Annotated in this window: 9 protein-coding genes; 6 read left to right on the top strand and 3 right to left on the bottom strand. The window is 50.8% G+C overall.

Features of this window, described 5'->3' with window-relative positions; all coding sequences use genetic code 11:
- Positions 1-127: 127 nt before the first annotated feature.
- Together gpsA and cysE are read left to right on the top strand one after the other, a co-directional pair.
- Positions 128-1,162, top strand: a complete 1,035-nt coding sequence (gpsA, locus tag AC6R0L_RS12205) for an NAD(P)H-dependent glycerol-3-phosphate dehydrogenase (protein WP_487902573.1) — start codon at positions 128-130, stop codon at positions 1,160-1,162.
- 74 nt (positions 1,163-1,236) lie between these two features.
- The gene (gene cysE / locus AC6R0L_RS12210) at positions 1,237-2,058 is read left to right on the top strand and encodes a serine O-acetyltransferase (protein ID WP_487902574.1); all 822 of its coding nucleotides are present in this window, start codon (positions 1,237-1,239) and stop codon (positions 2,056-2,058) included.
- Between the two features lie 143 nt (positions 2,059-2,201).
- Here cysE and AC6R0L_RS12215 read toward each other — a convergent pair whose 3' ends face one another.
- The 3 genes from AC6R0L_RS12215 to argE all read right to left on the bottom strand — a co-directional run bounded on the left by AC6R0L_RS12215 (position 2,202) and on the right by argE (position 7,265).
- Positions 2,202-2,741: a PadR family transcriptional regulator gene (locus AC6R0L_RS12215; protein ID WP_334555664.1), complete on the bottom strand. Its 540-nt coding sequence runs from the start codon at positions 2,739-2,741 to the stop codon at positions 2,202-2,204.
- Between the two features lie 506 nt (positions 2,742-3,247).
- Complete coding sequence (ppc, locus tag AC6R0L_RS12220; protein ID WP_500629287.1) at positions 3,248-5,881, bottom strand: phosphoenolpyruvate carboxylase; 2,634 nt, start codon at positions 5,879-5,881, stop codon at positions 3,248-3,250.
- Between the two features lie 247 nt (positions 5,882-6,128).
- Positions 6,129-7,265, bottom strand: a complete 1,137-nt coding sequence (gene argE, locus AC6R0L_RS12225; RefSeq protein ID WP_500629288.1) for an acetylornithine deacetylase — start codon at positions 7,263-7,265, stop codon at positions 6,129-6,131.
- Positions 7,266-7,418: 153 nt separating this feature from the next.
- On the opposite strand from argE, the gene argC reads away from it, so the two are divergent.
- From argC to argH, 4 genes are all read left to right on the top strand, one after another.
- The gene (gene argC, locus AC6R0L_RS12230; RefSeq protein ID WP_487902576.1) at positions 7,419-8,423 is read left to right on the top strand and encodes an N-acetyl-gamma-glutamyl-phosphate reductase; all 1,005 of its coding nucleotides are present in this window, start codon (positions 7,419-7,421) and stop codon (positions 8,421-8,423) included.
- A gap of 51 nt (positions 8,424-8,474) precedes the next feature.
- Positions 8,475-9,269 (top strand): acetylglutamate kinase, encoded by a 795-nt coding sequence (argB, locus tag AC6R0L_RS12235; RefSeq protein ID WP_500629289.1) that lies wholly within the window; start codon positions 8,475-8,477, stop codon positions 9,267-9,269.
- Between the two features lie 140 nt (positions 9,270-9,409).
- Entirely contained in the window at positions 9,410-10,627 is a 1,218-nt protein-coding gene (locus AC6R0L_RS12240; RefSeq protein ID WP_487902577.1) for an argininosuccinate synthase, read from the top strand.
- A gap of 242 nt (positions 10,628-10,869) precedes the next feature.
- The coding region (argH, locus tag AC6R0L_RS12245; protein ID WP_500629290.1) for an argininosuccinate lyase at positions 10,870-12,585 on the top strand (1,716 nt) is incomplete at its 3' end.

The raw sequence follows: 12,585 nt of genomic DNA on the forward strand, positions 1-12,585 counted from the left end.
AAATGCACAGAGCATCTCATCACGATGCGCTGTGCATTTTTTGTTTGAGAATCTTGTGTTCAGCGGTTGGCAAAACGAACGCTGACCACTAGATTCTAGTCACGCAGCAGGACAACTAGGCGGAACCATGACAGACACACAATCCCAAAATGCGTATGGTCGTTCAATCTCTATGACCGTACTCGGCGCAGGCTCATACGGCACGTCGCTGGCCATTTCGTTGGCACGTAACGGTGCCAATGTTGTGCTATGGGGGCACGAGCCTGAGCACATGGCGCGTCTTGAAGCCGCACGCGCCAACGAAGAATTTTTACCCGGCATCGCTTTTCCAGACAGCTTGATCATTGAGACGGACTTAGAGAAAGCCGTCAGTGCCAGTCGAGATCTCCTTGTGGTGGTGCCAAGCCACGTATTTGGTCTGGTGTTGAACAGTGTTAAGCCCTATTTGCGCTCAGACACTCGCATCTGCTGGGCGACCAAAGGGCTAGAGCCAGAAACCGGTCGATTGCTGAAAGATGTCGCCCACGATGTGATTGGCGATCAATATTCCCTTGCTGTGCTCTCTGGGCCGACCTTTGCAAAAGAGCTCGCGATGGGGATGCCGACGGCGATTTCTGTGGCTTCGCCGGATGCCGAGTTTGTGAAAGATCTGCAAGAGAAAATTCATTGCAGCAAAACCTTCCGAGTCTATGCCAACAGTGACTTTATCGGTATGCAGCTTGGCGGCGCGGTGAAAAACGTCATCGCGATTGGCGCAGGCATGTCCGACGGTATCGGTTTTGGTGCTAATGCGCGAACCGCGCTGATTACCCGTGGCTTAGCGGAGATGAGCCGATTGGGCGCGGCGCTAGGTGCGCAAGCCGAGACCTTTATGGGCATGGCGGGTTTAGGCGATCTGGTGTTGACCTGTACGGACAACCAATCGCGCAATCGCCGTTTTGGATTGGCACTGGGTCAAGGCAAAGATGTCGACACGGCGCAGCAAGAGATTGGCCAAGTGGTTGAGGGCTATCGTAACACCAAAGAGGTGTTCTTACTCGCTGAGCGTGTCGGTGTCGAGATGCCGATTGTTGACCAAATTTATCAAGTATTGTATCAAGGGAAGGACGCACGCCTAGCCGCGCAAGATTTGCTGGCGCGTGATAAGAAAGCCGAAGCATAAGCGTCATGAGGTGACTCATAAGGTGCACACCTTACTCATGTAAGGCCAGGGAGAATTAGGGACGAGCAAGTAACATGAAACATTGTGAGAAACAGAAAGTCTGGCAGACCATTGTTCGAGAAGCGCGTGAGCTCTCTGAGCAAGAGCCGATGCTCGCCAGCTTCTATCATGCGACCATCATTAAGCATGACAGTTTAGCGGCGGCGCTGAGTTATATTTTGGCCAACAAACTCAATACGGCTTCAATGCCTGCTATGGCGGTGCGAGAGGTGGTTGAGGAAGCCTTTAACTCCGATCCCAATATTACTGCCGCGGCGGCCTGTGATATCTGTGCGACGGTCAACCGCGACCCTGCAGTCTCTATGTACTCCATGCCGCTGCTGTACTTAAAGGGGTATCACGCCCTGCAAGGCTACCGTGTTGCCAACTGGCTTTGGAAGCAAGGGCGCATGGCGCTCGCCACCTATTTGCAAAACCAAATCTCTGTTGCGTGTCAGGTCGATATTCACCCAGCAGCGAGAATCGGTCGCGGCATCATGCTCGATCATGCGACCGGTATCGTCATCGGTGAGACAGCGGTGGTCGAAGATGATGTCTCCATTTTGCAAGACGTCACCTTGGGTGGTACCGGTAAAGAGTGCGGGGATCGTCACCCGAAAATTCGTGAAGGTGTAATGATTGGCGCCGGGGCGAAAATACTGGGTAATATTGAAGTGGGTGAAGGGGCGAAGATTGGTTCGTGTTCCGTTGTCCTTCAGCCTGTGCCGCCACACACGACGGTTGCGGGTGTGCCAGCCAAAATTGTTGGTCGACCGAAAACCGATAAGCCCTCTTTGGATATGGACCAACAGTTCAATGGCAAGTCACAAAGCTTCATTGGTGGTGATGGGATCTAAGTCGTGAGCGCTTTGATGCTATGTTTACCACGAGGCTATGTTTGCCACGATGTTATGTTTGCCACTTAGCCGAGAAAAGAAAAAAGTCAGCATCACGCTGACTTTTTTGTCTCTTTCAACCTAATACGGTTAAGTCAGGGCTATTACGCCATGTCGTTCAACTCAGCGAGCACTTCTTCTGCCCAATCAATCCAAGTTTGACGAATCAGAAGATTACGACGCAGCGTGAGACGCTCTAGACGTTGCTGCTTGTCTAGGGTCGCAGGCGTTGAGTAGTAACCGCTCTCGATTTCTTGGTAGTGCGCGACTAGCTTGCGTGACTCATCGATGAGCTCAGCGAGCTGAGTGCGAAACGGTGCAGAGGGTTGGATAGCACACGCCATCAACTTTGCACAGAACTCATCACGTACCGTAGGGTGCGCGGTCGGTTGATCAAACCACTCACCTAATGCAGTACGGCCGGCATCGGTAATGGAGTACACTTTACGATCGGGTTTGCCTTCTTGAGGCTCGAGAACACAGGTCACAAGATTGTTTTGCGCCATTTTGTTCAGTTCGCGGTAGACTTGCTGGTGGCTTGCTTTCCAAAAGTAGCCGATAGTGGCAGAAAATTCTTTGGTAATATCGTAGCCCGTCGCATCACGAGTGCTCAGGACCGTTAAAATAACGTGTGGTAATGACATGTCTTCAATCCAAATGGTCAATAAACTTCAAAATACAACCGCTTAATCTTGTGTGTGCTTCTTTGGCACGAATTCTTTTGTCAAGCGGCGCCAACAATGTGTTGGCCATGTCACCTTAAAAAGCCATCTATCACCTAGGTCGATATACTATCGATACGCAAGCTGGTGTTGTTATAGTCACTTGCGATGGCTGAGTAGTATATCTAAATAATAAGCATAAAGTAGAATAGAAGGACAATGTTGCCTAAAAAACTGATAAAAGACTCAATAGATTTTTACCTGTAGTTTTTTATTTTTAATGGTGAGTTATTTTGTCCTAACTTAGAAATATTATGCCTGAAAAATTGTATTTTTGGTATTCCATACAATATTTGACGCTATTTCGGCGCAGTGTCGTAGCTCATTTTCCTCGTTAGTATTTGTTTTATAATAAAAAAGGCCGATAGATGACTATCGGCCTTTTAGGTTTAATGGGGCGGTGAGCGCCCAAATTTTGTGCGCTAGGCTTAGCCGGTGTTACGCATGCCTGCCGCAATACCTGCGATGGTGAGCATTAAGGCTTCTTCAAGCTCTTCCGATGGCTCGTCAGTTTGACGCGTACGATAGAGCAGCTCTGCTTGCAGCATGTTCAATGGCTCAACATAGATATTGCGCAGGCGAATGGACTCTTGTCCCCACGGGTCGCTCTGCATCAAGTTCTCGTTGTTTTCGACATTCAGTACGGTTTTGATGTCTTTTTGTAGCTGTGCACGTAGGCGATCGCCGAGAGGCAGCAGCTCAGGATCTGCTAGGCGTTCATCGTAGTAGCGAGAAATGTCGATATTACACTTGCTGTAGACCATTTCGAGCATTCCAAGACGGGTTGAGAAGAATGGCCATTCACGACACATCTCTTCCAGTAGTGCTTGGTGCCCTTTGTCGACGGAGTATTGAATCGCTTCACCTGCGCCTAGCCATGCCGGTAGTACGAGCCGGTTTTGGCTCCAAGAGAAAATCCAAGGAATCGCACGTAGGCTCTCTACACCGCCGTTCGGATTACGCTTAGCTGGGCGAGAGCCCAGTGGTAGTTTACCAAGCTCCAGCTCTGGCGTTGCTTGACGGAAGTAAGGCACGAAGTCTGGTTCGCCGCGTACAATGCCACGATAGGCTTCACAGCTCACTTCAGACAGCACATTCATCAGATCGCGCCACTCTTGTTTCGGCTCTGGTGGTGGCAGCAGGTTTGCCTCGAGAATTGCACTCGCGTAGAGGTTGAAACTGTTGACCGCCACTTCAGGTAAACCGAGTTTAAAGCGAATCATCTCACCTTGCTCTGTTACGCGTAGGCCGCCTTTCAAGCTCTTTGGTGGCTGAGACAGCAGCGCTGCATGTGCCGGTGCACCGCCACGGCCAATCGTGCCGCCGCGACCGTGGAAGAGGGTCAACTCTACGCCTTCCTCATCCGCCACTTTGACCAAGGACTCCATTGCGTGGTACTGGGCCCAACCGGCCGACATGACGCCAGCGTCTTTGGCGGAATCCGAGTAGCCGATCATCACCATTTGGTGGTTTTGAATGAATCCGCGGTACAAGTCGATGCTCATCAGCTGTTTGATGACCGCTTCGGCGTTATTGAGGTCGTCGAGCGTTTCAAACAGCGGGCAAACATCCATACGGTACGGGCAGCCCGACTCTTGCAGCAGCAAGTGTACCGCGAGAACATCAGAGGCGGTACGTGCCATAGAAATTACGTATGCGCCAAATGCTTCGCGAGGCTGAGCGGCAATGATCTTACAGGTGTCGAGTACCTCTTTGACAGGTTCAGAGGGTTCCCAATCGCGTGGCAGAAGTGGGCGCTTGGACGCCAGTTCATTGGTCAGGAACGCAATCTTATCTTGCTCGCTCCATTGGTCGTAATCGCCAATGCCCAGGTAGCGCGTCAGCTCTGACAGGACATCCGAATGACGGGTACTCTCTTGACGAATATCCAAACGTACCAAGTGCACGCCAAAGGCTTTGATGCGGCGTAAGGTGTCGAGCAGTGAACCATCTGCAATCTTGCCCATGCCACACTCATGCAGTGACTGGTAGCAAGCGTAGAGGGGATCCCACAGCTGTGCGATGCGTTGCAGTGGCGCTTTGACTGCTAGTTTCTGACCATGGATCTTAGCATCAAGGATGTCTTTGGTGTCGGTCAGCAGTTCACGCAGCTCTTTGAGCACGGCACGGTAAGGTTCATGCTCATCATCGCCAGCGAGTGCTCTCACCGCGTCGTTGCAGCGCGTCATGGACAGTTCACTGACCAACTCGTTGACATCGCTGAGATAGAGATCCGCGGCTTTCCAGCGAGAAAGCAACATGACTTCACGGGTGATGGTGTGGGTGACAAACGGGTTGCCGTCGCGATCGCCGCCCATCCAAGATGAAAAATGAACAGGGCGAGCATCGATAGGCAGCCCTTCACCAAGGTAATCGGTGAGTTTGTCGTCAAGCTCACGCAAGAAGTCAGGCACGGCTTCCCACAGTGAGTTTTCAACCACAGCAAAGCCCCATTTCGCTTCATCGAGCGGAGTTGGGCGCTGCTTACGAATGGTGTCAGAATGCCAGCTTTGGGCAATCAGCTGCTCAAGGCGGCGTTCGGTCTTTTGGCGCTCTTTGGCGGACAGGTCGCCAAGCTCAAGCTTGGACAAGCATTTGTTGATTTTAACCAGTTTGTTGATCATGGTACGACGGGTGATCTCCGTCGGGTGCGCCGTGAGCACCAATTCGATATTCAGATCGCGCACAGCCTGAGCGGTATCTAGTTTGCTGATCTCATTATTGCTCAGTTTGGCAAACAAGCTGTTGATGGCGTCCGGCTCACACACGTGCTCATCACAATGGCGTGAAATCGTATGGTACTGCTCCGCCATGTTGGTGAGGTTGAGGAACTGGTTGAACGCGTGCGCAACCGGAGTTAACTGCTCGTTTGGCAGGTTTTTGATCTCTTCAATCAAGCTCTCGCGGTCTTCTTTGTTGCCTGCGAGGGCAGATTTAGAAAGCTTACGAATTGTTTCTACTTTATCGAGCAGTGCTTCACCATGAGCATCCTTAATGGTGTTGCCGAGCAAGTGCCCGAGCATGCTTACGTTGCTTCGAAGAGCAGAGTATTTCTCATTCATTGTCGTCCTGCCTTGTAAAAAAATTACATCCATTGTTCTTTTGATAAGCCAACAATCTAGCGAAAAATGTCGCTTAGAGTCAATTATCACATGCAAAGTTTGCAAATATTATGCAATCGATATCAATGGGCAAAAAGCATCCAACCCCAGAGAAAATGGGTGAAATTTAATTACATTTGAAGTGGCTAACGACGAAAGATTGCTCTGCTCGAGAGGAAAGTCACCGAGCAGAGCGACGTGTCTGTTTTTAGAAACAGTATTTGTACATGGCTTTTGACAGTACATCGATGGTCGGATCGATAAAATCGAAGGCGAGGAATTCATCGGGCTGGTGGGCTTGGTCAATCGAGCCGGGGCCAAGCACCAAGGTCGGACATAACTGCTGCAAAAACGGCGCTTCGGTGCAGTAGTTGACCGTTTCAGCGTCCATGCCACAAATGGACTCCATACCACCAATAAACGGGTGATCATGTTGACACTCATAACCCGGGATCGGCTCATGCAGCGGCGTGATTTCAATTCGGCCGGGCCATTTGGTTTCGACGTCTTTCAGTGCGCCGCGCAGCATGTTGTCGAGGCCATCCAAACTGATACCGGGCAGCGGTCTCACGTCATAATGCAGCTCGCAGCAGCCACAGATCCGATTGGCGCTGTCGCCGCCGTGGATGTGACCCAAATTGAGAGTCGGGCTCGGAATCGCGAACCCTGGGTGATGATACTCTTTGATCAGTTTGTCGCGCAGTTGCATTAGCGCGTACAACACTTCATGCATGATCTCGATGGCGTTGACACCAAGCGCAGGGTCGGAAGAGTGGCCCGATTTACCGGTCACGCGCACGGCATTGGCGACGTGCCCTTTGTGGCCACGAATAGGCACTAAACTGGTTGGCTCGCCAATGATGCAGTAGTCCGGTTTAAACGGGGCGTGTTCAGTGAAATGACGAGCGCCGAGCATGGTCGTCTCTTCATCGCATGTGGCTAAGATGTAGAGCGGTTTGCTTTGTTTGCTCCAGTCGACCTTTTTTACCGCTTCAATAATAAAGGCAAAAAAGCCTTTCATATCGGCTGTACCTAAGCCGTAGAAACGGTTGTTGTCTTCTGTTAGGGCGTGAGGGTTGTAGTTCCAGCGTCCTTCATCAAATGGCACCGTATCGCTGTGTCCGGCCAGCAATAAGCCGCCTTCTCCTGAGCCTTTCTTTGCCATCAGGTTGAACTTGCCCGGTTCGACTTGCGTGACTTCGACCTGAAAGCCGATGTCTTTGAGCCAGTCTGCGAGCTTTTCAATGACTTGCTGATTGCCTTCATCCCAGCGTGGGTCAGTCGAGCTGATGGATGAGGTAGAAATAAGGCCGCGGTAGACCTCTATAAAGCTAGGTAATTGCATATTTAGTTCGCATTCCCTGTTGACATAATTCTATTAAGAAGGTAAAACACATAATAAATCACTTTTAATGAATAAAAAACCATTAAAAGCTAAAGTTTGTAAATTTATAGTCACTCTTTGGGTGGCGTTTTTAACCCAATTATGGATGTCGAGATGCTAAAAACCACAATCATCGGTGCCAGCGGCTACACAGGCGCAGAATTGGCGCTCATGGTGCAAAAACACCCAGAGCTTACGCTAGCAGGTTTATATGTGTCCGCCAATAGCGTCGATGCAGGTAAGAGCATTGCGACACTGCACCCCAAGTTACAAGGTTTAGTGACCGAGCCAGTGCAGCCGCTCGTTGACGTGGCAAAGGTTGGCAAAGAGAGCGACGTGGTTTTTCTTGCGACTGCCCATGAAGTAAGCCACGATTTAGCCGCGCCATTGCTTGAGCAAGGCTGCCAGGTGTTTGATCTCTCGGGCGCTTTTCGGGTCAAAAAAGAGGGCTTCTACAGTGAGTTCTATGGTTTTGAGCACCAGTTCGAACAGCTGCTAGAAAATGCTACCTATGGTCTTGCCGAGTGGAATGAGCCAGGCATTAAACAGAGTCAGCTTATTGCGGTGCCGGGTTGTTATCCCACTGCGTCACAACTTGCCATCAAGCCACTATTGCAATCTGGGTTAGTTGATACAACTCAGTGGCCAGTCATCAATGCGACAAGTGGTGTGTCGGGCGCGGGGCGCAAAGCCTCACTGACGAACAGCTTTTGTGAAGTGAGTCTTCAGCCTTATGGCGTGTTTACTCACCGCCACCAACCGGAAATTGCCACGCATCTGGGTTGCGATGTGATCTTCACTCCTCATCTGGGCAATTTTAAACGTGGGATTTTGGCGACTATCACTATGAAGCTAGCGTCTGGTGTGACGGCTGAGCAAGTAGCACAAGCGTTTACTAACGCCTATCAGAACAAACCGGCCGTTCGTCTGCACACGACGACACTGCCTTCGATTCAGAACGTCGAAAACACGCCTTTCTGCGATATTGGCTGGAAGGTTCAGGGCGAGCACATCATTGTCGTATCGGCGATTGATAACTTGCTCAAAGGCGCATCGAGTCAAGCGATGCAATGTTTAAACATCCACTACGGATATCCCGAGTTAACTGCCCTTGTATAGTCTCAATCGTTAAGGTTGAAACTGAGTCATCAAGCGGTAGAGGTAAGAGTAATGACAGACAACAATCAAACGCCATTAGTGATCAAATTAGGCGGTGCGGCACTTTCTTGCACCGAGACGCTCAGCCAAGTGTTTGGCGCCATCGCTAATTACCAAACTCAGGCGCAGCGACGAATTGTGATCGTCCACGGCGGCGGATACTTAGTGGACGATCTTATGGCCAAGCTCAATCTTGAAACGGTCAAAAAACAGGGTCTACGTGTGACGCCTTATGACCAAATTCCTGTCATTGCGGGTGCATTGGCTGGTACGGCCAACAAGCTACTGCAAGGGCAAGCGATTAAAGATGGCCTGAATGCAGTAGGGTTGAGCTTAGCCGATGGCGGTTTGTGTCAGGTTCAAGAGTTGGATCCGGAACTCGGCGCGGTAGGCAAAGCATCACCTGGCGATTCTACCGTGTTGCAAGCGATTTTGGCGACGGGCGCACTGCCGATCATTAGCTCGATTGGCTTGACGCAAGACGGCCAGTTGATGAACGTGAATGCCGACCAAGCAGCGGTCGCAGTGGCTGGCGCACTGGATGCAGAATTGGTGTTGTTGTCAGATGTGAGTGGTGTACTGGATGGTAAAGGCCACCTCATCAAAAGCTTAGATGAAGAGAAAGCACAAAGCCTGATCAAAGGCCAAGTGATCACCGATGGCATGATTGTGAAAGTCAACGCAGCGTTGGAAGCGGCGAATGACTTAGGTCGTCCGATTGAAGTAGCGACATGGCGCTACCCAGAAAAGCTCGTTGAGCTGTTCGCAGGGCAAAGCATCGGCACTCAGTTTTTACCTAAGCCATAAACACAAAGAGATTCGTGCAGTGACTTGTGGTCACTGCCAAACAAACACAGGGTGTCCGCTTGATTTGATGCAGGGCACCAAAGCAGATTAATCACCCAGCGCTAGGGCCATACGCCGCGCTGGATGTTGGAGAGAATAAAATGAGCAAAGTACAAGTAAACAAAGTCGTCGTCGCCTACTCTGGTGGTCTTGATACCTCAGTGATCATCCCGTGGCTAAAAGAGAACTATGACTGTGAAGTGGTCGCGTTTGTCGCTGATGTCGGCCAAGGCGAAGAAGAGTTGGTTGGCATCGAAGAAAAAGCGAAAGCATCCGGTGCGTCTGAGTGTTACGTGGTCGATCTCAAAGAAGAGATGGTGGCACAGTACATCTACCCAACGCTGAAAACCGGCGCATACTACGAAGGCAAGTACTTGCTCGGCACCTCAATGGCTCGTCCTATCATTGCCAAAGCGCAAGTTGAGATTGCACGTAAAGTCGGTGCAGATGCTTTGTGTCACGGCTGTACCGGTAAAGGTAACGACCAAGTGCGTTTCGAAGGCGCGTTTGCTGCGCTCGCCCCTGACTTGCAAGTGATTGCGCCGTGGCGTGAGTGGGACTTGGTCAGCCGTGAAGAGTGTCTGGATTACCTAGCTGAGCGCAACATCCCTTGTAGTGCGTCGCTGACTAAAATCTACTCGCGTGATGCTAACGCTTGGCACATCTCAACCGAAGGTGGTGTGCTAGAAGATACTTGGAATGCACCAAACGAAGATTGCTGGGTATGGACCGTTGACCCTGAGCAAGCGCCTAACGAAGCGGAATACGTCACCCTCAAAGTAGAAAAGGGCGAAGTGGTGGCGGTTGATGGTGAAACTATGACGCCATACAACGCACTGGTTTACCTCAATGAAAAAGGTGCGAAGCACGGTGTGGGTCGTATCGACATCGTTGAGAACCGTTTGGTCGGCATGAAGTCTCGCGGCTGCTACGAAACTCCGGGTGGCACCATCATGATGGAAGCGCTGCGCGCGGTTGAGCAACTGGTGTTGGATAAAGCGTCATTTGAGTTCCGCGAAGAGCTGGGCCTAAAAGCGTCACACCTTGTGTACGATGGTCGCTGGTTCACACCACTGTGTAAGTCTATCCTAGCGGCGTCTGAAGAGTTGGCGCAGGATGTCAATGGCGAGGTGGTTGTGAAGCTGTACAAAGGTCAAGCAACGGTAACGCAGAAGCGTTCGGACAACAGCCTCTACAGCGAAGAGTTTGCGACCTTTGGTGAAGATGAAGTGTACGACCAAAGCCACGCAGGCGGATTCATTCGTCTCTACTCACTATCGAGCCGTATCCGCGCTTTGAACAGTCAGAAAAAATCGTAATCGATCTTCCCGAACTGTCTTGTTATCTTACTCAAGCCCATCTGAAAAGATGGGCTTGTTTCGTTACAGGCGACAGAAAATAGTCATGAATAAATATGTAAAAATAATGAATTAATACTTTATTTTTGTCTGAATTTGCCGTAACGTTGACCCATCAAAAAAATACTGAATTCCATTCAGAGATTGTTTTAGCAAACGCGCTGTCAAACGCACAGTGAGCACTGGTAATCAGGAGAAACGCAATGGCATTATGGGGCGGAAGATTTACCCAAGCAGCAGATACAAGATTCAAAGAATTCAACGATTCATTGCGTTTTGATTACCGATTGGCAGAGCAAGATATCGTCGGCTCTATCGCATGGTCGAAAGCGCTGCTTTCTGTCAATGTGTTGAGTGAAGAAGAGCAGCAGAAATTAGAGCTGGCGTTAAACGAGCTTAAGCTTGAAGTGATGGAAGACCCGCACCAAATCTTGCGTTCAGATGCGGAAGATATCCACTCTTGGGTAGAGCAGCAGCTGATCAGCAAAGTCGGCGATCTGGGTAAAAAACTGCACACGGGCCGTTCACGTAACGACCAAGTCGCCACTGACCTCAAACTTTGGTGTCGTCAGCAAGGCCAGCAACTGCTAATCGCGCTGGATCGCCTGCAAGCGCAAATGGTCTCTGTCGCCAAGCAACATCAAGCCACGGTATTACCGGGTTACACGCACCTGCAACGCGCGCAGCCTGTTACGTTTGCCCACTGGTGTTTAGCCTACGTGGAGATGTTTGAGCGTGACTACTCACGTCTGCATGATGCGATTGAACGTCTTGATACTTGCCCGCTGGGCTCCGGTGCGTTGGCGGGAACGGCTTACCCGATTGATCGTGAAGTGTTGGCGCATAATTTGGGCTTTCGTCGTGCCACGCGTAACTCCCTCGACTCAGTGTCTGACCGGGATCATGTGATGGAGCTGATGTCTGTCGCTTCGATTTCCATGCTGCACTTGTCGCGTCTGGCAGAAGATATGATTTTCTACAACTCAGGTGAATCCAATTTCATCGAGTTGGCTGATACCGTCACCTCCGGCTCATCGTTGATGCCGCAGAAGAAAAACCCTGACGCACTCGAATTGATTCGTGGCAAAACAGGTCGCGTCTATGGCTCGTTAGCCGGGATGATGATGACCGTCAAAGCCTTGCCTCTGGCTTACAACAAAGACATGCAAGAAGACAAAGAAGGTCTGTTTGATGCACTCGACACCTGGAACGATTGCATGGAAATGGCCGCACTCTGTTTTGATGGCATCAAAGTCAACGGTGAGCGCACCTTGGAGGCGGCGAAGCAAGGGTATGCAAACGCCACCGAATTGGCCGACTACTTGGTCGCCAAAGGCATTCCATTCCGTGAAGCGCACCACATTGTTGGCGTTGCTGTGGTGGGCGCGATTGAGAAAGGCTGCGCTCTTGAAGAGCTATCATTAGATGAGCTCAAAGCCTTCTCTGCGGTGATTGAGAACGATGTGTATGACATTCTCACCATCGAATCGTGTCTAGAGAAACGCAGTGCGCTTGGCGGTGTGTCACCCAAACAAGTGGCGTACGCCGTTGAGCAGGCGGAAGGCCGTTTGATCAAGCGCGACAACAACACCGTTAATGTGCGACCTGCACGTTTGACCGACATTGAAGCGCTGGAAGGCATGGTGACCTACTGGGCGAACATGGGTGAGAACTTACCGCGTTCACGTAATGAACTGGTGAGAGACATCGGCTCGTTCGCGGTGGCGGAACATCATGGAGAAGTGACTGGCTGCGCCTCACTTTACGTCTACGATTCTGGTTTGGCCGAGATTCGCTCATTAGGGGTGGAAGCGGGCTGGCAAGGTCAGGGACAGGGCAGTGCGATTGTTCAGTACTTGGTAGAGAAAGCGCGCCAAATGGCGATCAAGAAAGTCTTTGTGCTGACGCGTACCCCAGAG

The organism is Vibrio sp. R15-SG3-ISO1A, from assembly GCF_059833955.1.